This window comes from Serratia sp. TMDUHS_CL, assembly GCF_037137105.1.
In the GTDB taxonomy this organism is placed as follows: domain Bacteria; phylum Pseudomonadota; class Gammaproteobacteria; order Enterobacterales; family Enterobacteriaceae; genus Serratia; species Serratia nevei.
Window position 1 is genome coordinate 1 of record NZ_JBBBDV010000011.1, and the last position, 21,234, is coordinate 21,234.

The 21,234-nt window shown below is 60.0% G+C and carries 20 protein-coding genes; 3 read left to right on the forward strand and 17 right to left on the reverse strand.

Annotated elements, in window-relative coordinates; genetic code table 11:
• Nucleotides 1–38: 38 nt before the first annotated feature.
• The 5 genes from hemG to WCL58_RS18835 form a co-directional block, all read right to left on the reverse strand.
• The gene (hemG, locus tag WCL58_RS18815; RefSeq protein WP_070915670.1) at nt 39–572 is read right to left on the reverse strand and encodes a menaquinone-dependent protoporphyrinogen IX dehydrogenase; all 534 of its coding nucleotides are present in this window, start codon (nt 570–572) and stop codon (nt 39–41) included.
• A gap of 21 nt (nt 573–593) precedes the next feature.
• Nucleotides 594–2,045, reverse strand: a complete 1,452-nt coding sequence (trkH, locus tag WCL58_RS18820) for a Trk system potassium transporter TrkH (RefSeq protein WP_004934492.1) — start codon at nt 2,043–2,045, stop codon at nt 594–596.
• A 35-nt stretch (nt 2,046–2,080) separates the two neighbouring features.
• On the reverse strand, nt 2,081–2,695 hold the full coding sequence (locus tag WCL58_RS18825) for an IMPACT family protein (RefSeq protein ID WP_087762646.1): 615 nt from the start codon (nt 2,693–2,695) through the stop codon (nt 2,081–2,083).
• Nucleotides 2,695–4,026, reverse strand: a complete 1,332-nt coding sequence (gene pepQ / locus WCL58_RS18830) for a Xaa-Pro dipeptidase (RefSeq protein ID WP_070915666.1) — start codon at nt 4,024–4,026, stop codon at nt 2,695–2,697. The genes WCL58_RS18825 and pepQ overlap by 1 nt, the downstream gene beginning before the upstream one ends.
• 112 nt (nt 4,027–4,138) lie before the next feature.
• On the reverse strand, nt 4,139–5,335 hold the full coding sequence (locus WCL58_RS18835) for an MFS transporter (RefSeq protein ID WP_180548014.1): 1,197 nt from the start codon (nt 5,333–5,335) through the stop codon (nt 4,139–4,141).
• A 233-nt stretch (nt 5,336–5,568) separates the two neighbouring features.
• On the opposite strand from WCL58_RS18835, the gene fadB reads away from it, so the two are divergent.
• Both fadB and fadA read left to right on the forward strand, forming a co-directional pair.
• Entirely contained in the window at nt 5,569–7,758 is a 2,190-nt protein-coding gene (gene fadB / locus WCL58_RS18840) for a fatty acid oxidation complex subunit alpha FadB (RefSeq protein WP_197784385.1), read from the forward strand.
• Between the two features lie 10 nt (nt 7,759–7,768).
• Complete coding sequence (fadA, locus tag WCL58_RS18845) at nt 7,769–8,932, forward strand: acetyl-CoA C-acyltransferase FadA (RefSeq protein WP_025304928.1); 1,164 nt, start codon at nt 7,769–7,771, stop codon at nt 8,930–8,932.
• 172 nt (nt 8,933–9,104) lie between these two features.
• Here the strand turns inward: fadA and fre are convergent, their stop codons facing one another.
• The 3 genes from fre to pepE all read right to left on the reverse strand — a co-directional run bounded on the left by fre (nt 9,105) and on the right by pepE (nt 12,165).
• Nucleotides 9,105–9,806, reverse strand: a complete 702-nt coding sequence (gene fre / locus WCL58_RS18850) for an NAD(P)H-flavin reductase (protein ID WP_004934474.1) — start codon at nt 9,804–9,806, stop codon at nt 9,105–9,107.
• Nucleotides 9,807–9,856: 50 nt separating this feature from the next.
• Nucleotides 9,857–11,353, reverse strand: coding sequence for a 4-hydroxy-3-polyprenylbenzoate decarboxylase (ubiD, locus tag WCL58_RS18855; protein ID WP_025304926.1), 1,497 nt, complete (start codon nt 11,351–11,353; stop codon nt 9,857–9,859).
• An 86-nt stretch (nt 11,354–11,439) separates the two neighbouring features.
• On the reverse strand, nt 11,440–12,165 hold the full coding sequence (gene pepE, locus WCL58_RS18860; RefSeq protein WP_159318834.1) for a dipeptidase PepE: 726 nt from the start codon (nt 12,163–12,165) through the stop codon (nt 11,440–11,442).
• 246 nt (nt 12,166–12,411) lie between these two features.
• Here pepE and rfaH point away from each other — a divergent pair, with 246 nt between their 5' ends.
• Nucleotides 12,412–12,900 (forward strand): transcription/translation regulatory transformer protein RfaH, encoded by a 489-nt coding sequence (rfaH, locus tag WCL58_RS18865; RefSeq protein ID WP_004934466.1) that lies wholly within the window; start codon nt 12,412–12,414, stop codon nt 12,898–12,900.
• A gap of 45 nt (nt 12,901–12,945) precedes the next feature.
• On the opposite strand, the gene hemB is transcribed toward rfaH, so the two are convergent.
• The 9 genes from hemB to rmuC all read right to left on the reverse strand — a co-directional run bounded on the left by hemB (nt 12,946) and on the right by rmuC (nt 21,141).
• Nucleotides 12,946–13,968: a porphobilinogen synthase gene (gene hemB, locus WCL58_RS18870; protein ID WP_033636707.1), complete on the reverse strand. Its 1,023-nt coding sequence runs from the start codon at nt 13,966–13,968 to the stop codon at nt 12,946–12,948.
• Nucleotides 13,969–13,982: 14 nt separating this feature from the next.
• Complete coding sequence (tatD, locus tag WCL58_RS18875) at nt 13,983–14,765, reverse strand: 3'-5' ssDNA/RNA exonuclease TatD (protein WP_070915677.1); 783 nt, start codon at nt 14,763–14,765, stop codon at nt 13,983–13,985.
• 53 nt (nt 14,766–14,818) lie between these two features.
• Nucleotides 14,819–15,589, reverse strand: a complete 771-nt coding sequence (gene tatC / locus WCL58_RS18880) for a Sec-independent protein translocase subunit TatC (RefSeq protein WP_004934456.1) — start codon at nt 15,587–15,589, stop codon at nt 14,819–14,821.
• A gap of 3 nt (nt 15,590–15,592) precedes the next feature.
• Entirely contained in the window at nt 15,593–16,162 is a 570-nt protein-coding gene (tatB, locus tag WCL58_RS18885) for a Sec-independent protein translocase protein TatB (protein ID WP_180548011.1), read from the reverse strand.
• A gap of 3 nt (nt 16,163–16,165) precedes the next feature.
• Nucleotides 16,166–16,429: a Sec-independent protein translocase subunit TatA gene (gene tatA, locus WCL58_RS18890; protein WP_004934452.1), complete on the reverse strand. Its 264-nt coding sequence runs from the start codon at nt 16,427–16,429 to the stop codon at nt 16,166–16,168.
• Nucleotides 16,430–16,509: 80 nt separating this feature from the next.
• Entirely contained in the window at nt 16,510–18,141 is a 1,632-nt protein-coding gene (gene ubiB, locus WCL58_RS18895) for a ubiquinone biosynthesis regulatory protein kinase UbiB (protein WP_038874180.1), read from the reverse strand.
• A complete protein-coding gene (gene ubiJ, locus WCL58_RS18900) occupies nt 18,138–18,746 on the reverse strand; it encodes a ubiquinone biosynthesis protein UbiJ (protein ID WP_060424142.1) in 609 nt (202 codons plus the stop codon). The genes ubiB and ubiJ overlap by 4 nt, the downstream gene beginning before the upstream one ends.
• Nucleotides 18,747–18,759: 13 nt before the next feature.
• Entirely contained in the window at nt 18,760–19,515 is a 756-nt protein-coding gene (ubiE, locus tag WCL58_RS18905) for a bifunctional demethylmenaquinone methyltransferase/2-methoxy-6-polyprenyl-1,4-benzoquinol methylase UbiE (RefSeq protein ID WP_025304918.1), read from the reverse strand.
• A gap of 78 nt (nt 19,516–19,593) precedes the next feature.
• Nucleotides 19,594–21,141 (reverse strand): DNA recombination protein RmuC, encoded by a 1,548-nt coding sequence (gene rmuC / locus WCL58_RS18910; protein ID WP_060424144.1) that lies wholly within the window; start codon nt 21,139–21,141, stop codon nt 19,594–19,596.
• Nucleotides 21,142–21,234 lie beyond the last annotated feature (93 nt).

Below are 21,234 nucleotides of genomic sequence, written 5' to 3' on the forward strand. Positions count from 1 at the left end.
TTTTTTTCGGCAAAACGCTGGCCAAACCCGCATTTTTGTCACTTTTCGTACTGGATCTGGCTAAATTCCTGGGCGAAACGGTCGACCTGCTGCCAATCGGTGTACTCCACTTCCTTACTGGTATCCGTTTCACCGCCCGTCATACGCATAATAAATTGAATCATGATGCGGTCGAACCAGCGATAGCGCGGATAACGCAATGCGCCGGCAAACACCGCGCACTGTTTTGGCTGCCACGGCGAGGCCAGCAGGAACTTGCGAGTATAAGCGTTGGTTTGCGGCGAGCGCTTTTCCGGTTTACGCGCGGTCAGGTTCACGGCAAAGAACGCGCTCGGCATTCGATTCAGTTGCTCGGCATGACGCTTGACGAATTTATCCAGCGCCGGGTTAAAGTGCCCGTAACGGATAGAAGCGCCGATCATCACCTGCTGATACTGGCTAAGATCGACCTGTTGCGCCTGCAGCAGATCGATCACCTCACAACGCAGCGTGTCCTGCAGCTTGCTTGCTATATAAGAAGCGATAGCGCGTGTTTGCCCGTCACGGCTCGAATAAAGTATCAATGCCTTCATGGCGTACTCCTTATATCAGACTCACTCACGCCAGAAGGTTGGCGTGAACAGCACCAGCAATGTGAACACTTCCAGGCGCCCGAACAGCATCGTCACCACCAGGATCCACTTGGCCGCCGCCGGCATCGTGGTGAAGTTATCCGCCACTACGCCCAGGCCGGGGCCGAGGTTATTGAGCGTTGCCGTCACTGCGGCGAACGCGGAAAAATCGTCAACGCCGGTGGCAATGATCGCCAGCATGCTGACGATAAACACCAGCGCATAGGCAGAGAAGAATCCCCATACCGCCTCCAGGATGCGTTCCGGCAGCGCGCGGTTGCCCAATTTGATGGTATAGACCGCGTTGGGGTGCACCAACCTTTTCAACTCGCGCGAGCCCTGCAGGTACAGAAGCAGGATACGGATCACCTTCAGGCCACCGCCGGTCGAGCCGGCGCAACCGCCGATGAACGCCGAGCACAGCAACAACATAGGCAGAAACAGCGGCCACTTGGCGATGCTGTCGGTCGTAAAACCGGCCGTGGTCGCCATCGATACCACCTGGAAGAACGCCTGATTGAGCGTTTCCATACCGCTCTTATAGACGCCATGCCCCCAGAGCACCAACGTGCATACCACCACCAGCGTCAACTGGACGAAGATGAACATGCGGAATTCAGGATCGCGCCCATACACCTTCAGACTGCGACCGCTTAGCAAAGCGAAGTGCAAGCCGTAGTTACAGCCTGAAATCAGCAGGAACACGGCGATGATGGTGTTGATGGTCGGACTGGCGTAATAACCGATACTGGCGTCGTGGGTAGAAAAACCGCCGATGGCAATGGTCGAGAAACTGTGGCCGATGGCGTCGAACACCGACATCCCAGCCCCCCAGAGCGCCAGCGCACAGGCGACGGTCAGCAATACATAGATTAGCCACAGGGTTTTGGCGGTTTCGGCGATGCGTGGACGCATCTTGTTGTCTTTCAGCGGCCCGGGCATTTCCGCCCGATACAGCTGCATGCCGCCGACGCCGAGTATCGGCAGTATCGCCACCGCCAATACGATGATCCCCATGCCGCCCATCCATTGCAGCATCTGGCGATAGAACAGAATGGCCTTCGGCAGCGAGTCCAATCCCACCAGCGTCGTCGCACCGGTGGTCGTCAATCCCGAGAAGGATTCAAAGAAGGCGTCGGTCAGCGACAGGTTGGGCCGTTCCGAAAACAGGAACGGCAATGCCCCCACGCTGCCCAGCACGGTCCAGAACAGCACGACGATCAGAAAGCCTTCTCGGGGCTTCAGCTCGTGTTTCTGTTTGCGGTTCGGCCACCACAGCATCAGACCGATGGTCAGCGCCACGAAGAAGGTTTGGCTGAACGCACGCCCCGCCCCATCGCGGTAAATCAATGCCACCAGGCCGGGAATAAACATCGTCCCGGAGAACAGGATGACCAGCAGACCAACGATACGGGTTATGGCGCGAAAATGCATTTCAGCACGATCCTTAGCAATTCAATTGGGAGGAATTATTGCGAAATGGGGGTTAATTGCAAATTACCGCGACTGAGATCACGCAATTTATTTCCAAACAGCTCGACCTCGGTGGCCGGCAAGGCCAGATGCAGCACGACGGCGGCGCCGTATTCGCCCTGCAGGATCCGGCCTGCGGTTTGCTGCAGCAAGTTCTCCACCAGCGCCAACTGCGCATAGTCGCACTGCAAGATATATTCTGCTTCCGGCACCTTTTGTACCAACGCCAACTGCTTCAACGCCTGTTGAACACCGTTGCCATAGGCTTTCACCAGCCCGCCGGTGCCCAACTTGACGCCGCCATAGTAACGAACGACCACGGCGGTCACTTCGCCGATACCGCTGCCCATCAGCTGCGCGAGGATCGGTTTGCCGGCGGTGCCCGACGGTTCTCCATCGTCGGAGAACCCCAGCTGCTGCGAGTCATCGGGGCTGCCGGCGACGAATGCCCAACAATGGTGCCGCGCCGTTGGGTGCTCATCCCGCACCTGCTGAATAAACGCCTTTGCCGCTTCTACCCCGCTGGTCGGCGCCAGCAGGGTGATAAAACGGCTCTTCTTTATTTCTTCGGTAAAGCAGGTCGCTTCCGCCGGTATCGGGTACGGCCGCATCAGGCCAGGTTCAGATCGCGCGTCATGTTCTCGATGCGCTTTTCGTGGATCACAATGTTGTCTTCGATGCGGATGCCGCCGTACGGCTTCAGCGCATCGATGCGATCCCAGGCGAAGTGCTGCTTGAACTCACCGCTGCGCCACGGCGCCAACAGAGAGTCGATGAAGTACAGACCCGGCTCGATGGTCAACACCATGCCCGGCTGCAACACGCGAGTGCAGCGCAGGAACGGATACTTGGACGGCGCCGCCAGATGGGTGCCTTGCTCGTCCTGCATAAAGCCGGCGGCGTCGTGCACCTGCAGGCCCAGCGGGTGGCCCAGCCCGTGCGGCAGGAACGGCGTAGTGATACCCGTTTCAACCATCGCCTCTTCGCTGAGGCCGTTCACCAACTTGTGATTCTTGAGCAGCTTGGCGATGCGCTGGTGCATCTGCACATGGTAGTCGGTATAACGCACGCCGGTTTTGATGGTGTCGATCAACGCCAGCTGCTCACCGTTGAGATCTTTCACCAGGTGGGCGAACTCGCTGCCGCTTTGCGCCGCGTAGGTGCGGGTCAGATCGGCGGCGTAGCCGTTATATTCCGCGCCGGCGTCGATCAGAAAACTCAGGGATTCGGCCGGCGGCTGATGATCCAGCTTGGTGTAGTGCAGTACCGAAGCGTGTTCGTTCAGCGCCACGATGTTGTCGTAAGGCACGTCGGTATCGCGGTGGCCGGTCGCCGTCAGGTAGGCCAGGTTGATGTCGAACTCGCTCATGCCGGAGAGGAAGGCCTCATGCGCCGCACGATGGCCGGTTACCGCCGTCTTCTGCGCTTCGCGCATGCAGGCCAGCTCATAGCCGGTTTTGATCGAACGGTGGAAATCCAGGTAGTTCAACACCGCTTTCGGGTTGATGTTCTCGGAAGGGATGCCGAGATCGCGGGCGCGCTGTTGCGCATAACCGATATAGCCCACGCGCTCGCGCTGCGGCGGAAGCTGCTGGGCGATGGCGTCGGCGTTGGCCAGCGGCATCAATTCAAGGGATTTGGTCCAGAAACTCTCCGGCAGCGGCTCTACGCTGTGCCAGTAGTCAACCGGGGAGTAGAACCACAGCTTCGGCTTGTTAACACCGTCGATCCACAACCAGCAGTTCGGCACCGACGTCACCGGCACCCAGGCTTTGAAATGCGCGTTCACTTTGAACGGATAGCTATGGTCGTCCAAAAATACCTTTTGCAGTTCTCCGGAGTGAATCAGCAGCGCATCCAACTTGTTGCGCTCCAGCACTTCGCGCGCGCGTTTTTGCAGCTCTGCCAGGTGGTCGTTATACAAAGAAGCCAGCGTTTCCATCACAGTACCCTTATGCCTTAGCACGAAAGAAGCCATCTTAACACAGCGCTCCGACGCACCAACCTCATCGCGTTGGGCATGCGGAGCAGCTCGCAATTCCCTGCAAATGCCGTTACATCCGCAGTTTAACCATTAGCCAACCGGCCAGGCCGAGCACCGCTATCGCCAGCGCCCACAGGCCATGGTGCTCCAACAACACCGCGCCGGCCGCGGCGACGCCCGCCAGACACTGCTGCAGAAAGCCACACAGTGCCATCGCATAGGCACCGTACTCTTTGGCGTCGCTGACCGCCATCGCCATGCTGTTGGGAAACAACACCGCCTGGCCAAAAATAGTCAGGCAATACAGCGCGATGAACAGCGCCATACCGGAAAGGCCGGCCAGAATGCCGCTCCACCACAATATCAGGATCGCCACCGTCGCCAGGGCCACGATGCCGCTGCCGGTTTGCATCAGTTTTTTCCCGCCGACGCGCGCCACCGTACGGTTCACCGTCAACGCGCCGCTAAAGTAGGCGATGCCGATCACCAAGCCCAGCGCGCCGAACGCCGTGACGTTGAGACCAAAACCCTGTTGCATGACGAACGGGCTCACCTCCTGCAACGTCACCGTGGTGGCGAAACCCAGCCCGCCGACGCAGGCCGGCCAAAAAAATCCCGGCCGCTGCAGGATGGCGAAGTAGGTAGCCGTCATCGCCGGGCGAGGCCCGCGATCGCGGCCCGCCTCCAGTGGCAGCGTCGCCATCAGCGCCAGAATGGCCAAACCGGTGGCACCCATCAAGACGAAGCCCATCTGCCAGTGCGAATATTGGCTGAGCAGGCCGCCGACGAACTGACCGCCGCCCAGCGCGGTGATAAAAGCGATAGAGAGCACCGACAGCCGCCGCGCCAACTCGTCACCGCTCCAGTTATCCCGCACGATGATGCGTGCAATGATCGCCGCGCCACCGGCGCCCACACCCTGCAGCGCGCGCAGCACCAGCAGCTGGGCGCCGTTGCTGCACAGCGCCAACAGCCCGCTGCAGCCAATGAAAAGCAGCAGGGAAAGCGTCAGCGGCGCTCGGCGGCCAAAGCGATCGGCAGCCGCGCCCCAGAACAGCACCGGCAAGGCAGCGCCGATGACGAAGATCGAAATGGACAGCTCGGTGGCGCGCCGGCTCATTGCCAACTCGCGCATCACCGTCGGCAGCGAAGGCAGGTACACGGTCGTCGCCATCTGCGCCATAAATACCAACAGACACGCCAGCGTCATGGTTCTGGCGGGAATACTCCATAAGCCGCTGCGTTTGACACAAGCCGCCTTAGTCATGCCTTACCTCGTCTGAATGATAAATCGCTGCAGGCAAGTGTATGAGGGCCGACAGACTCCAGCAAATGCCGATAGCACATAAAATATAACTTCGTTTTAAATCAAAAAACTAACTTGGCGAGATGTGATCCGACCAGCAAATATGCAATCTCTCATTTGCATATTTTTAACATAAAAACCACACTCCTCATCATCTGGTCATACCAGATCATACGCTGATTCAGGAGATAGACATGCTCTACCAAGGCGAAACATTACAACTGCACTGGCTCGATAACGGCATCGCCGAGCTGGTGTTCAACGCACCGGGCTCGGTCAACAAGCTGGACACCCGCACCGTCGCCAGCCTGGGCGAAGCGCTCACCGTGCTGGAAAACCAGCCTGAGCTGAAGGGGCTGTTGCTGCGCTCCTCCAAAGCCGCGTTTATCGTCGGCGCCGATATCACCGAATTCCTTTCTCTGTTCGCCGCACCGGCTGAAAAGCTGCAAGAGTGGCTGGTGTTCGCCAACAACGTCTTTAACCGGCTGGAAGATTTGCCGGTGCCGACCATTTCGGCCATTAACGGCTATGCGCTCGGCGGCGGTTGCGAATGCATTCTGGCGACCGATTTCCGCGCCGCCTCACCGGACGCGCGCATCGGCCTGCCGGAAACCAAATTGGGCATCATGCCGGGCTTCGGCGGTTCCGTCCGCCTGCCGCGCCTGCTGGGTAACGACAGCGCGCTGGAAATCATCGCCGCCGGCAAAGACGTCAGCGCCAAAGACGCGTTGAAAGTCGGTCTGGTGGATGCGGTAGTGGCACCGGAAAAACTGGCCGAAGCGGCGCTGAAAATGCTGCAACAGGCGATCGACGGCAAACTGGACTGGCGCGCCGCGCGTCAACCTAAGCTGGAGCCGCTGAAGCTCAGCCCGATTGAAGCAGCGATGAGCTTCACCACCGCCAAAGGCATGGTGCTGCAGACCGCCGGGAAACATTACCCGGCGCCGATGACCGCGGTGAAAACCATTGAAGCCGCCGCCAAGCTGGGCCGCGATGAAGCGCTGAAACTGGAAACCGCCAGCTTCGTGCCGTTGGCGCGTTCCAACGAAGCGCGCGCGCTGGTCGGCATCTTCCTTAACGACCAGTTCGTGAAGGGCCAGGCGAAAAAGCTGGCCAAGAATGTGGATGCGCCGAAACAGGCGGCGGTGCTGGGCGCCGGCATCATGGGCGGCGGCATCGCCTACCAATCGGCGCTGAAAGGCGTGCCGGTGATCATGAAAGACATCAGCGACAAGTCGCTGACGCTGGGCATGAGCGAAGCGGCCAAGCTGCTCAATAAGCAGCTGGAGCGCGGCAAGCTGGATGGCCTGAAAATGGCGCAGGTGCTGTCGACCATTCAGCCGACGCTGGACTACGCCGGCATCGAGCGCGCACAGGTGATCGTTGAAGCGGTCGTCGAGAATCCGAAGGTCAAAGCCGCCGTGCTGTCGGAAGTGGAAAACCTGATCGCTGAGGACACCGTTCTGGCGTCGAACACCTCGACCATTCCGATTAATCACCTGGCAAAATCGCTGAAGCGCCCGCAAAACTTCTGCGGCATGCACTTCTTTAACCCGGTACACCGCATGCCGCTGGTTGAAATCATCCGCGGCGAACAGACCAGCGATGACACCATCGCCAAAGTGGTGGCCTACGCCAGCCGCATGGGCAAAACGCCAATCGTGGTGAACGACTGCCCGGGCTTCTTCGTCAACCGCGTGCTGTTCCCGTATTTCGCCGGCTTCAGCCTGCTGCTGCGCGACGGCGCCGACTTCCGTCAGATTGATAAAGTGATGGAAAAACAGTTCGGCTGGCCGATGGGCCCGGCCTACCTGCTCGACGTCGTGGGCATCGACACCGCGCACCACGCGCAGGCGGTAATGGCCGCCGGCTTCCCGGATCGCATGAGCAAAGACTATCGCGACGCCATTGACGTGATGTTCGACAACCAGCGCTTCGGTCAGAAAAATCAATTGGGCTTCTACCGCTACAGCCAGGACAGCAAAGGCAAACCGCGCAAGGACAACGACGAGCAGACCGACGCGCTGCTGGCCGAAGTGAGCCAACCGCGCCAGACCATCAGCGACGAAGAAATCATCGCGCGCATGATGATCCCGATGATCAACGAAGTGGTTCGCTGCCTGGAAGAGAAGATCGTCGCCAGCCCGGCGGAAGCCGATATGGCGCTGGTCTACGGCATTGGCTTCCCTCCGTTCCACGGCGGCGCGTTCCGCTACCTGGATACGCTCGGCACCGCCAACTACGTTGAGCTGGCCCAGCGCTACGCACACCTCGGCGCCCTGTATCAGGTGCCGGCCGGTCTGCGCGCCAAGGCCGAACGCAATGAAAGCTACTACCCGGTGGCGACACCGCTGTCCGACGTCGCTACCCGCCAACCGGCATGAGGTCATAAAGATGGAAAACGTAGTTATTGTTGATGCCGTACGCACGCCGATGGGCCGCTCCAAGGGCGGCGCCTTCCGCCAGGTGCGCGCCGAAGATCTCTCCGCTCACCTGATGCGTGAAGTGCTGAGCCGCAACCCGGCGCTGGATGCCGCCGAGATCGATGACATTTACTGGGGCTGCGTGCAGCAGACGCTGGAGCAAGGCTTCAACATCGCCCGCAACGCCGCGCTGCTGGCCGAGATCCCGCACCGCGTGCCGGCGGTGACCGTCAACCGCCTGTGCGGCTCTTCGATGCAGGCGCTGCACGACGCGGCGCGCGCCATCATGGTCGGCGACGCGCACGTCAGCCTGATCGGCGGCGTGGAACACATGGGTCATGTGCCGATGAACCACGGCGTGGATTTCCATCCGGGGCTGAGCCGCAGCGTGGCCAAAGCCGCCGGGATGATGGGGCTGACCGCCGAAATGCTGGCCAAGATGCACAACATCAGCCGCCAGATGCAGGATGAGTTTGCCGCCCGCTCCCACCAGCGCGCGCATGCGGCGACGCTGGCAGGTTACTTCAAAAACGAGATCATACCGACCAACGGCCACGACGCCGATGGCGTGCTGACCCGTTACGATTTCGATGAAGTCATTCGCCCGGAAACCACCGTCGAAAGCCTGTCGGCCCTGCGTCCGGCGTTCGATCCGGTCAACGGCACCGTCACCGCCGGCAGTTCTTCCGCCCTGTCGGACGGCGCTTCCGCCATGCTGCTGATGAGCGAATCGCGCGCCAAAGCGCTCGGTTTGAAGGCCCGCGCCCGCATCCGCTCGATGGCGGTCGTCGGCTGCGATCCTTCCATCATGGGTTACGGCCCGGTGCCGGCCAGCAAGCTGGCGCTGAAACGCGCCGGTCTGAGCGTGCAGGACATCGATCTGTTCGAGCTGAACGAGGCGTTCGCCGCCCAGTCGCTGCCGTGCATCAAGGATCTGGGGCTGATGGACAGCATCGACGACAAGATCAACCTGAACGGCGGCGCCATCGCGCTCGGCCACCCGCTGGGGTGTTCAGGCTCCCGCATCTCGACCACCCTGTTGAACAACATGGAACGTCGCGACGCGCAGTTCGGCCTGGCGACCATGTGCATCGGCCTGGGCCAGGGCATCGCCACCGTCTTTGAACGCGTTTAGCTGTGTCTATCTTGGGATGACCGCGTCACCACTTCAAATCGCGGCATCCCGCCAAGTTTAGTTGCCGTTCTTCCCGCCTGTCAGGGGCGGGTTTTTTATGTCTGAAGTTTGCCGGCGCCCAAATAAAAACGGGGCGACCCTCGGCCACCCCGTTCACTGCGCACCGCATCGGTCAGATAAACGAAAACGCATCGCCGAACATATGCGCTTCCAGCGCGCCGCGCTCGGCGCAGAAACGCTCACGGGCGATTTTCGCCATCTCGAAACGCCCGGCGATATAGATATCGTGCTCCGCCAGCGTGCCGAAATCCTGCAGCACCGCGCTGAGCACGGTGCCGCTGCGGCCGCGCCATTCGGCTTCCGGCTGCTCGACCACCGGGATCACCTTCAGATTCGGATGCTGCAACGACAGCGCTTCCAGCTCGCTCAAATCGTACAGGTGCTTCAGCTCACGCCCGCCCCAGTAGATCGAAATGTCGCGATCGGGCTGCTGCTCCAACGCGGTCAACAAGATTGAACGCGCGTAAGAGAAGCCGGTGCCGCCGGCGATCAGCACCAGCGGACGGCTGCCCTCTTCCCGCAGCCAGGCGTCGCCGTGCGGCACGTCGACGGTGATCGCCTGCTCTTTCAGGATGCGATCCATCACCGCCATGGCATACAGATTCAGCTCCGAAGCGCCGATGTGCAGCTCGATATAATCTTGCTGCGTCGGGGTAGATGCCAGCGAGAACGGACGCTTGTCGCGCTCGTCCATCACCACCATCAGATATTGCCCTGCCTTGAAAGAAAACGGCTGCTCGGGCACCAGACGTACCCGATAAACCGTATCGGTAATGGCCTCTACCGAGGTCACTTTACAGCTCAATATTGTCATGCGTTCCCTCTGTCGGGTCATCAATGCAAAGCTGAGAACAGGGCCTGACGCTACAGCGTCGGTTCCCTGTCACTGAAGATTGCGAGCTCATCCCAGATTTCGTCGACGCGCGCACGTACCTTTTCATCCATCTGAATCGGACGGCCCCATTCGCGATCGGTTTCACCCGGCCATTTATTGGTGGCGTCCAGCCCCATCTTCGAACCCAGGCCGGAAACCGGCGAGGCGAAGTCCAGATAGTCGATCGGCGTATTCTCCACCAGAACGGTATCCCTTGCCGGATCCATTCGTGTGGTGATCGCCCAAATCACGTCGTTCCAGTCGCGCGCATTGACGTCGTCATCGCAGACGATAACAAATTTGGTGTACATAAACTGCCGCAGGAACGACCAGACGCCCATCATCACGCGTTTAGCGTGGCCGGCGTACTGTTTTTTCATGGTCACTACCGCCAGGCGGTACGAGCACCCTTCCGGCGGCAGATAGAAATCGACGATTTCCGGGAATTGTTTTTGCAGGATCGGCACGAACACTTCATTCAGCGCCACGCCCAGGATCGCCGGCTCATCCGGCGGGCGGCCGGTATAGGTCGAGTGGTAGATCGCGTTGCGGCGCTGGGTGATGTGGGTGACGGTGAACACCGGGAACTGGTCGATTTCATTGTAGTAACCGGTGTGGTCGCCGTAAGGGCCTTCCGGCGCCATTTCACCCGGCTCGATATAGCCTTCCAGCACGATTTCGGCGCTGGCTGGCACTTCCAGATCGTTGGAAAGGCACTTGACCACTTCGGTTTTATTGCCGCGCAGCAGCCCGGCAAAAGCGTATTCAGACAAGGTATCCGGCACCGGCGTGACCGCACCGAGGATGGTGGCGGGATCGGCGCCCAGCGCTACCGCGACCGGGAAACGCTCGCCGGGGTGCGCCTGGCACCACTCCTGATAATCCAGCGCGCCGCCGCGATGCGACAGCCAGCGCATAATCACTTTGTTCTTGCCCAGCACCTGCTGGCGATAGATGCCGAGATTTTGCCGTTCCTTATGCGGGCCACGGGTCACCGTCAGCCCCCAGGTGATCAGCGGCGCGGCGTCTTCCGGCCAGCAGTGCATCACCGGAATACGGCCCAGATCGACATCCTCACCCTGCCATACCTGCTCCTGACAAGGCGCGGATCCCAGCACCTTGGTCGGCATGTTCAGCACCTGCTTGAACTTCGGCATTTTGTCGAACAGATCGCGGAAGCCTTTCGGCGGCTCAGGCTCTTTGAGGAACGCCAGCAGTTTGCCGACTTCGCGCAGCGCGCTGATGTCTTCCTGCCCCATGCCCATCGCCACGCGATTGGCGGTGCCGAACAGGTTGCACAGCACCGGCATGTCGTAGCCTTTCGGGTTTTCAAACAGCAATGCCGGGCCGCCCGCCCGCAGGGTGCGATCGGCAATCTCCGTCATTTCCAGGTAAGGATCGATCGGCTGGCTGATGCGTTTTAGTTCCCCTCTCTTCTCCAGCAACGAGAGGAAATCGCGTAAGTCACGGTATTTCATGCTGATCATTATAACGGCCAGTGGGGAGGGCATTATAAGCCCTCTTCACGGTTGTTGCTGCAATTTTGTTAACGCCGCCCGCTGCGGGGTGGCCCTCAGCCGCAGTTGAACGGCACCAGCGTGGCCAGCGCACGCGTATCCTGATATTCGCGCGTCTCCTCGCCGTGGCGGAACACCTTGAAGCCCTGCCCGTTAGCGCTGAAGTAACGCAGCGCATCGCCTTCAACGTGCAGCAGGCTGCCTTCACGCAGCGCCACCACCGATTCACTCGGGTTGACCGCGCAGAACTCCGCCAGGCGCTCGTCACGGGTTTCGCCCATGTGGCCGCTGATATGCGCGTCGATGTAATGCGGGTTGATCTGCACCGGGAACAGCCCCAGCGCCGGCAGCACCACGCTGCAGCGCACCGGCATATCATTGGTGGTACGAATGCTCGGCGTAGCCACGTTGCAACCGGCGCTCCAGCCGACGTAAGGCACCTCACGCTCGCGCACCGCGCGCTGGATAGGCACGATCAGGCCTTGTTCGTGCAGCATTTGGTTCAGCAACCAGGTATTGCCGCCGCTGACCAAAATACACTCCGCCTGCGCGATCGCCGCCGCCGGCGAAGCGGCGTGGTGGATACTGGTGACTTCGATGCCCAGCGTTTGCGCCAGCTCCTGCGCACGCTGGTCGTAGTCATAACGGATCAGGGCGTAAGGGATAAAGACGGCGGATTTGATGCCGCGACGCGCAATCATCGCCAGCAGTTGGTTTTTGGCGTACCCCAGCAGCTCGGCTTCGCCAGACAGCTTGCCGTTGCTCAACAGAAACAGCTCCATTTCTTTCCCCCTCGGTCAAAAACGATGAATAGCGTCACAGCCGGTAGCGCAACGCCTTGCCATACTGTGACGGTAACAAATTTTCAGCCCTCTGTTATACCAGCGCCGTATCGATAAGTGTGTGACCCCTCGCTAATAGCCGCATATTCATAGAGATAGGTGATGTTACACGCTGAAACTTGCATCACTATGTATCCGGAATAGCTTTTGATATGCTTACCGGCTGGCAGAAAGGCATGTGAAATTATGGAATCCTGGTATCTACTTTATTGCAAACGCGGTCAGCTGTTGCGAGCGCAGGAACATCTGGAACGGCAGCAGGTAAATTGCCTCAGCCCGATCATCACGCTGGAAAAGATCGTGCGCGGCAAGCGCATCGCGGTCAGCGAACCCCTGTTTCCCAACTATCTGTTTGTGGAGTTCGACCCGGAGCGCATTCACACCACCACCATCAGCGCCACCCGCGGCGTCAGCCACTTCGTGCGTTTCGGCGCGTTGCCGAGCGTGATCCCGAGCAAGGTGATCGATGAGCTACGCACGCACGCCAGCGAAACCTATGTCGATCCGGAAACCCCGCAGCCGGGGGATACCGTTCTGATCGTCGACGGCGTATTCGAAGGGCTGCAGGCGATCTACACCGAGCCGGACGGCGAGGCGCGTTCCATGTTGTTGCTGAACCTGATCAACAAACAGGTCAGTCAAAGCATCGACAACCGACAGTTCCAGAAGATGTAATGCAAAAGGCGCCCTCAGGCGCCTTTTTGTTGGCTCAGTTGGCGCTTAACGACGCATCGCGTCGTCGTGCAGCCACTGGGCGACACGCTTGGCGAAGTAGGTCAACACACCGTCGGCGCCGGCGCGTTTGAAGCACATCAACGATTCCATCACCGCAGGTTGTTCTTGCAGCCAGCCATTCTGAATCGCCGCCATATGCATCGCGTACTCGCCGGACACCTGATAAGCGAAGGTTGGCACGCCGAAGGTATCCTTCACGCGGCGTACGACGTCGAGGTACGGCATGCCCGGTTTCACCATCACCATGTCCGCGCCTTCCTGCAGATCCTGTGCAATCTCCTGCAGCGCTTCGTCGCTGTTGGCCGGATCCATCTGATAGGTCTTCTTGTTGCCGCCCTTCAGGTTGCCGCTGGAGCCCAGCGCATCGCGGAACGGGCCGTAGTAACAGGAAGCATACTTGGCGGAATAGGCCATAATCTGGGTATTCACCAGGCCCTGCAATTCCAGACGATCGCGGATCGCCCCGATGCGGCCGTCCATCATGTCACTCGGCGCCACGATTTCCGCACCCGCTTCGGCATGGGACAGCGCCTGACGCACCAGGATGTCTTTGGTCACGTCGTTAATCACATAGCCCTGCTCATCGATGACCCCGTCCTGCCCATGCGTGGTGTAGGGATCGAGCGCTACGTCGGTCAGAATGCCCAGCTCAGGCACCGCGTCTTTCAGCGCGCGCACCGTGCGCTGCACCAACCCTTCCGGGTTATAGGCTTCTTCCGCATGCAGCGATTTCAGGCCCGGCTCGATCACCGGGAACAGGGAGATCACCGGCACGCCGAGTTTGGCAATGGTTTCCGCTTCTTTGACCAGCAGATCGATCGTCATGCGCGATACGCCCGGCATCGAGGCCACTTCTTCCTGACGGTTGCTACCTTCCATGACAAACACCGGATAAATCAGGTCGTTGACCGTCAGTTGGTTTTCGGCGACCAGGCGGCGGCTGAAGTCATGACGGCGCACGCGGCGCATACGGCGACCAGGGAAGGTACCCGGAAATGCATAGCTCATAGTTTTCTCCTAGCTCAAACCAGCCGGAATAGCCGGCGGGCGTTCTCATCGGTTTTTTGCCCCAGCCATTGCGGCTCTTCCTGTCGCCAGACGGCGACCTGATGCACGATATGGGGCAGGAAACAGGGTTCGTTGCGGCGAGATGCGGGTTTAGGTTGTAAATCCCGGGGCAACAAATAAGGGGCGTCCGTTTCCAGCAACAGACGCTCGGCCGGGATCTGCGGCAACAGGGCGCGCAATTCCAGGCCGCGCCGCTCGTCGCAGACCCAACCGGTAATCCCGATCGACAGGCCCAGCGACAGGCAGCTTGTTAATTCTTCGGCGGTGCCGGTGAAGCAGTGCACCACGGCCGCGGGCAGTTTATCCAACCACGGCGTCAGTAGCTCGGCAAAACGTGCGTGTGCGTCGCGGCAGTGGAGAAACACCGGCAGCGCCAACTCCGCCGCCAGCGCCAGCTGCGCGGTGAACGCCGCTTCCTGCTGCGCGGGCGTCGAGAAGTTGCGATTGAAATCCAGGCCGCATTCGCCGATCGCCGCCACTTCAGGACGCGCGGCCAACGCATAAATCTGCTCGGCGGTGTGTTCATCCCAACCGCTGGCGTAGTGCGGATGCACGCCGGCGGTAGACCAACCGTAGCCCGCATGTTGCTGCGCCAGTTCGGCGGCCTCGCGGCTCTCCGCCAGATCGGTGCCGGTAATCAACATCCCCGTCACGCCCGCAACGCGGGCGCGTTCCACCACCGCCTGGCGGTCTTTGGCGAATTGGCTGCTGGTGAGATTAACGCCGATATCAAACATGGTTTTTTCCAAAGCAAAAGCCGCCCAATGGGCGGCTTCGCAATCAATGTGGATCAGGGTGCTGGGGGTTCGTCACCCTCGTCTTCTTCTTCCGCCTGCGGGCGACGTTTACCGGTATAGAAGCGAGCGAAGAACACCCCCACTTCAAACAGCAGATACATCGGTATTGCCAACAGGGTTTGCGAGAACACGTCCGGCGGCGTCAACAGCATGCCGACCACAAACGCGCCGACCAACACATACGGCCGTTTCTTCTTCAGATCTTCCGGCGAGGTGACGCCGCTCCAGCACAGCAGAATGATGGCGACCGGCACTTCGAAGGCGACGCCAAACGCCATAAACAGCGCCATGACGAAATCGAGGTAGTTTTTAATGTCGGTCGCAATGGTCACCCCCATCGGCGCGGTCTTGGCAAAGAAACCGAAGGCCAGCGGGAACACGATGAAGTAGGCGAAAGCCATGCCGAGGTAGAACAGCAGGCTGCTGGACACCAGCAGCGGCATCATCAGGCGGCGTTCATGCTTGTACAGCGCCGGTGCGATGAATGCCCACACCTGATACAGAATCATCGGCGCTGAGACGAACACCGAGACGATCATGGTCAGCTTGATCGGCGTAAAGAACGGTGACGCCACGTCGGTAGCGATCATGCTCGCCCCGGCCGGCAGCTGCTTGAGCAGCGGCGCAGAGACCAGCTGGTAGATGTCGTTGGCGAAAAACACCAGCACCACGAACACCGCCAGCACGCAAATAATCGAGTTCAATAGCCGCTTGCGCAGCTCTATCAGATGACTGATAAGGGGTTGGGTATCTTCAACAGCCATGTATTAACGATCGCCACTAGGTTGGTGAGACGCTGGGGTTTTATCCGCAACAGGGTCGACAGGTGCCGGCGCGGTTTCCACCGGTGCTTTAGCCTGCTGCGCTGGCACTGGCGCGGCCGGTGACACAGGCGCGACGGCCTCAGGCTCCGCTGCCGGTTTTGGCACGGCGGCGGGCGCGCTGGCGCTGGTTGCCGCTTCCGCCGGCGTCACGCCGTCGTGCAAGGCTTCCGGATCGGTGACCTGCGGGTTATGAATGGTGTTCGCCAGCTCTTCTTTCTCGCCCCGGTAGGTGCGTTTCAATGATTCCGCCGCGTCTTTCAGCTCATCCATTGACGCCTTCAGCTCCGGCGTCAGGTTCTGCAAACCGGCCTGTTCCGCTTTTTTCAGGCTGTCCTGCAGCTCCTGCAGCTTCAGTTCCTGAGACAGTTCGTGCTGCACCGAGGCCGCCAGCGAGCGCAGCGCGCGGATCCAGCCCGACACCGTTCTGACCGCGATCGGCAACCGTTCCGGCCCCAGAACAACCAGGCCGATCACCAGCACCAGCAGCAGCTCACTAAACCCAATGTCAAACACGGTTTATACCTGCTCTTTGTTCTTCGACTCTTCCGGTTTCACTTCCGGCTGCTTATCGGTAATAGGCTTGGCCGAGAAGTCAGCGTCATCCAGGCTGCTTTTCTCAGCCGTGTTGGGGGTCGACGGCGTGTCGTCGCCGATCGCCTTCTTGAAGCCCTTGATCGAGGCGCCGAGATCGGAGCCCAGCGTGCGCAGTTTTTTGGTACCGAACAGCAGCACCACGATCACTGCGATGATCAACAATTGCGTAATACTAATACCGCCCATTTTAATTACCTCTAATTTTAAAGGGTCTTTCAAAGCCAGCCCGCATTATAGGGCCGACTTTACCAGAGTGACGAATTAAATCAGGTGGTTCGCTTCCAGCCAATCACCCAGCATACGATGCCGGCGGCCATCATCCAGGCAGGAAACACCTCGATTTGCCCCAGCAGCAACAGCGTGCCGCTTACCAAGAGTGTAGCGCCAACGCCGAACAAATAACGTGACTGCCCCTGACGAACCCGCTGAGCCTGCATTTGGTTGGTCAGCTTATCAACGCTTTGTTGCAACAGTTTATGCTGCTGCAGGCTGTCGTAAAACAGCTCGGGCAGTTCCGGCAGCTTCTCCGCCCAGAACGGCGCTTTTTCTTTGAGCGCGCGCACCACGGCAGGGATGCCGACCTGATCGCGCAGCCAGCTCTCGAGGAACGGCTTGGCCGTGGTCCACAGATCCAGCTGCGGGTAGAGCTGGCGCCCCAGTCCTTCAACATACAGCAAGGTCTTCTGCAATAACACCAGCTGCGGCTGCACTTCCATATTGAAGCGGCGTGCGGTGTTGAACAGGTTCAGCAGCACGTTACCGAAGGAAATCTCCGCCAGCGGTTTCTCGAAAATCGGCTCGCACACGGTGCGGATGGCGAATTCAAAGTCTTCCACATTGGTGTCGCGCGGCACCCAACCGGAGTCGACGTGCAGTTCCGCCACCTTGCGGTAATCGCGGTTGAAGAAGGCGATGAAATTTTCCGCCAGGTAGCGTTTATCATCCTTGTTCAGCGAGCCGACGATGCCGCAGTCGATGCCGATATAGCAAGGATCTTCCGGATGTTCGTAGCTGACGAAAATATTACCGGGATGCATGTCCGCATGGAAGAAGCTGTCGCGGAATACCTGGGTAAAGAACACCTGAACGCCGCGTTCCGCCAACAGTTTCATGTTGGTGCCCTGCTGCTCCAGCGTGGCGATATCCGAGACTGGAATGCCGTAGATGCGCTCCATCACCAATACGCTTTCACGGCAGTAGTCAGAATAAACTTCCGGTACGTACAGCATCGGGCTGCCGTCGAAATTGCGGCGCAGCTGAATGGCGTTGGCCGCTTCGCGCAGCAGGTTCAATTCGTCCAGCAGGGTTTTCTCGTACTCGCGCACCACTTCGCGCGGGCGCAGACGGCGGCCGTCCGGCAACAGCTTCGGCACCCAGCCGGCCAAACGGTACATCAGGCGCACGTCGGCCTTGATGATCGGCCCGATATCAGGCCGGATCACCTTCAGCACTACTTCCTGGCCGGTGGTTTTGAGCCGCGCGGTATGCACCTGCGCGATCGAAGCAGAGGCCAACGGCTGCTGATCGAAATCGTCGAACCAGGTTTCCAGCGGGCCGCCCATCGCCAGTTCGATATGTTTACGCGCCAGCGCACCGTCGAAAGGCGCGACCCGGTCCTGCAACAAAGTCAGCTGATCGGCAATCTGCGGTGGAAACAGATCGCGGCGGGTCGACATCATCTGGCCGAACTTGATCCAGACCGGCCCCAGCTCCTGCAGCGCCAGCCGCAGGCGTTCACCCAGCGGCTTGTCCTTGTGCCGATTCGGCATCCAGAACAGCAGCCGGCGGCCGAAGCGCAGCGGCAGCGTCAAACGCATTTTAGGGATCAGTTCGTCCAGCCCATAGCTGAGAAAAACGCGGACGATAAAATACAAACGGCGCAGTTCGCCTGGGGTCATCGCTTGCCCTCCAACTTGTCCATGCGGGCAGACAGCGCTTCCGCGCTGCGGGCGAGTGCATCAACTTCCTCGTTGAACCACACCACTTCCAGCGGCCCCGGCGCCAGACGCCACTCTTCCGTCAACGCCTCCGCCATGTCCTGCTGCCGGCGCATAAAGCCGGTTTTCAGCAGCGAGGCGCCTTTTCCCAGCGCCTGCGTAATGCCCTGGGCGGCGATATCGCCGATATAGGGCGCCAGCCACTCCGCCGGATCCCACTCCGCCAGATCGAGCAGGCCAACCAGCTGTTGCACCACCTGAATATCGCCTTCCACCGTCAATTCGCCGCTGCGCATCAGCACCGGCAACTGCTGGCGATCGCGCAGCTTCAGTAAGGCGGGAATGCGGCTGCGCACGGTGCAATCGGCGCTGTCCTCAGACTGGCCCAGCACGTCCACGCGCAGTTCGCTGAACACCAGCACTAGCGGTGAAGCCAGCTCTTCCAGTTCGATACGCAGCACCTTGCCCGCCAGGCGTTGGCGAGCGGCTTTCATGCTGCGATCGCGAAACAGCAGATTATTCAGCGAGGTTTCCAGCGCACCGGTCAGCAGAGGGGTAAACAGCATCGGCATCTCCCTCTCAGAACTTGAAGCCGCGATGCAGGGCGACAATCCCACCGGTCAGGTTGAAATAGGTGACGTTTTCAAAACCGGCGTTGCCCATCATGCCCTTCAGGGTTTCCTGATCGGGGTGCATGCGGATCGATTCCGCCAGGTAGCGGTAGCTGTCCGGATCCTTCACCACCAGCTCGCCGATCTTCGGCAATACGTGGAACGAGTAGGCATCGTAAGCTTTGCTCAGCGGCGCCAGCAGCGGCTTGGAGAATTCCAGCACCAGCAGGCGGCCGCCCGGCTTCAGCACGCGGAACATCGAGCGCAGCGCTTTGTCTTTGTCGGTGACGTTGCGCAGGCCAAAGGAGATGGTGATGCAATCGAAGTAATTGTCCGGGAAAGGCAGCGCTTCGGCGTTGGCCTGCACGTAATTGATGTTGCCGACGATGCCGCGATCGCGCAGCTTCTCGCGTCCCATCTTCAGCATCGAATCGTTGATGTCCGCCAGCACCACCTGCCCCTGCTCGCCGACCATGCGGGAGAACTTGGCCGCCAGATCGCCGGTACCGCCGGCCAGATCCAGCACGCGCTGCCCACGGCGCACGCCGCTGCAGTCAATGGTGAAACGCTTCCAGATACGGTGGATGCCGAACGACATCAGGTCGTTCATCACGTCATACTTTGCCGCTACCGAATGAAAAACGTCCGCCACCATGGCCTGTTTTTCGTCTCTAGCGACGGTGCGAAAACCGAAATCGGTGGTTTCCTGCGGTTGATCTGCCATTGTCCTGCCTGCTATTCAGTCAATTTTGTGTGGATGAGTGTACCAGAAGCCTGGGGAATACCCCACCTCGCCACGGCCTCAGCCGTGCGAAACGAAGCCCGGTTCCCCGGCGGTATCGTCATCGTCTTTCGTCTGCGGCAGCGCGGCGACATCATCGTCGTTCGCCTCTTCCGCTTCATCGTGTTGCGCGCCGGCTTGCTGCGCCAGCAGCGGGTTGATCGGCCGTTTGACCTCAACCCCCAACGCGCGGAAACCTTCAATTTGGCCGATAAGGTTACCACGGCCTTCGCTCAGTTTGTTCATCGCCTGACGATAACTGCCCTGCGCTTTGTCCAGGCTCTGCCCCAGCGCGGACATATCGTCCACGAACAGCCGCATCTTGTCATACAGTTTCGCCGCGCGATCGGCGATGCGCTGGGCGTTCTGACTTTGATGCTCATAGCGCCACAGGTTGGTGATAGTGCGCAGCGCCACCAGCAACGTGGTCGGGCTGACCAGCATGATGTTGTGCTTGAGCGCTTCGCTGATCAGCTCCGGTTCGCGATCGATAGCCAGCAGGAAGGCGGGCTCCACCGGAATGAACATCAGCACATAGTCCAGCGAGCGCAGTCCCGGCAGCTGCTGATAGTCCTTGCGGCCCAGCATGCGAATGTGGCCGCGCAGCGAGGCGATATGTTCGCTCAGCGCCGCTTCGCGCTCCACCTCATCCTCGCCGTTGAAATAGCGCTCGTAGGCGATCAGCGACATCTTGGCGTCGATCACCACGTCCTTGCCCTGCGGCAGGCGCACGATCACATCGGGCTGCATGCGGCTCTGGTGATCCACCCGCACGTTGACCTGCGTTTCATACTCGTGCCCTTCGCGCAGGCCGGAGGCCTCCAGCACCCGGCTCAGCACCACTTCGCCCCAGTTGCCCTGCGTTTTGTTGTCGCCTTTAAGCGCCTTGGTGAGGTTAATGGCCTCGCGCGCCATCTGTGCGTTCAACTGCTGCAGATTACGTATTTCGTGCGTCAGCGTGTGACGTTCCCGCGCCTCCTGACCAAAGCTGTCCTGCACCTGACGGCGGAAACCGTCCAGCTGTTCACGCAGCGGCAGCAGCAACCGATCCAAGCTTTGCTTATTTTGCTCGTCCACCTTGCGGCCGCTGTGTTCAAAAATGCGGTTGGCGAGGTTTTCAAACTGGGTGGTGAGGCGTTGTTCGCTGTTGATAAGCAGGCGCTGCTTCTCCTCCGCCGCCATGCGCGTCTCTTCCAGACGGATGGTGACTTCGCGCAGCTCAGCCTCCTGCGCGCTGTTAACCTCGCGCTGGGCGCGCAGCTCCTGGTTGAGCAATTCGCATTCGTTGCGCCAATGGTTGAGCTGTTGAAGCTTTTCATGCCCGGCCGCCAGCTGGCTGTGCAGGTTACGCAGCTCCAGCTCGCTCTGCCGCAGCTGCTGCTCGTGGCGCTGCAGAGCCTCCTGTCGCGCCGCCGTTTCCTGCTGCGCCTGCTGCAACGCTTGCTCCAGCAACCGCAGCTCGGTTTCATGCTGCGCATTCGTCTGTTGCACCCGCAGACTGGCGATCAACCACCCCAACAGCATGCCGATCGTTACGCCGCCAATCCCATAAATCAGACTGGTATCCACCCTGCCTCCTGTTGCACCTTGCCGTTCCGGCGTTTCGCACGCCCATTGCCCGTCACGTTAAGGGGAGCCTGTATGGATGTCCAGCCTGATTTT

What these genes read in the sequence shown, in the direction of transcription:
- hemG (WP_070915670.1), bottom strand. Translation starts at nt 572, where the DNA reads ATGAAGGCATTGATACTTTATTCGAGCCGTGACGGGCAAACACGCGCT.
- trkH (WP_004934492.1), bottom strand. Translation starts at nt 2,045, where the DNA reads ATGCATTTTCGCGCCATAACCCGTATCGTTGGTCTGCTGGTCATCCTG.
- WCL58_RS18825 (WP_087762646.1), bottom strand. Translation starts at nt 2,695, where the DNA reads ATGCGGCCGTACCCGATACCGGCGGAAGCGACCTGCTTTACCGAAGAA.
- pepQ (WP_070915666.1), bottom strand. Translation starts at nt 4,026, where the DNA reads ATGGAAACGCTGGCTTCTTTGTATAACGACCACCTGGCAGAGCTGCAA.
- WCL58_RS18835 (WP_180548014.1), bottom strand. Translation starts at nt 5,335, where the DNA reads ATGACTAAGGCGGCTTGTGTCAAACGCAGCGGCTTATGGAGTATTCCC.
- fadB (WP_197784385.1), top strand. Translation starts at nt 5,569, where the DNA reads ATGCTCTACCAAGGCGAAACATTACAACTGCACTGGCTCGATAACGGC.
- fadA (WP_025304928.1), top strand. Translation starts at nt 7,769, where the DNA reads ATGGAAAACGTAGTTATTGTTGATGCCGTACGCACGCCGATGGGCCGC.
- fre (WP_004934474.1), bottom strand. Translation starts at nt 9,806, where the DNA reads ATGACAATATTGAGCTGTAAAGTGACCTCGGTAGAGGCCATTACCGAT.
- ubiD (WP_025304926.1), bottom strand. Translation starts at nt 11,353, where the DNA reads ATGATCAGCATGAAATACCGTGACTTACGCGATTTCCTCTCGTTGCTG.
- pepE (WP_159318834.1), bottom strand. Translation starts at nt 12,165, where the DNA reads ATGGAGCTGTTTCTGTTGAGCAACGGCAAGCTGTCTGGCGAAGCCGAG.
- rfaH (WP_004934466.1), top strand. Translation starts at nt 12,412, where the DNA reads ATGGAATCCTGGTATCTACTTTATTGCAAACGCGGTCAGCTGTTGCGA.
- hemB (WP_033636707.1), bottom strand. Translation starts at nt 13,968, where the DNA reads ATGAGCTATGCATTTCCGGGTACCTTCCCTGGTCGCCGTATGCGCCGC.
- tatD (WP_070915677.1), bottom strand. Translation starts at nt 14,765, where the DNA reads ATGTTTGATATCGGCGTTAATCTCACCAGCAGCCAATTCGCCAAAGAC.
- tatC (WP_004934456.1), bottom strand. Translation starts at nt 15,589, where the DNA reads ATGGCTGTTGAAGATACCCAACCCCTTATCAGTCATCTGATAGAGCTG.
- tatA (WP_004934452.1), bottom strand. Translation starts at nt 16,429, where the DNA reads ATGGGCGGTATTAGTATTACGCAATTGTTGATCATCGCAGTGATCGTG.
- ubiB (WP_038874180.1), bottom strand. Translation starts at nt 18,141, where the DNA reads ATGACCCCAGGCGAACTGCGCCGTTTGTATTTTATCGTCCGCGTTTTT.
- ubiJ (WP_060424142.1), bottom strand. Translation starts at nt 18,746, where the DNA reads ATGCTGTTTACCCCTCTGCTGACCGGTGCGCTGGAAACCTCGCTGAAT.
- ubiE (WP_025304918.1), bottom strand. Translation starts at nt 19,515, where the DNA reads ATGGCAGATCAACCGCAGGAAACCACCGATTTCGGTTTTCGCACCGTC.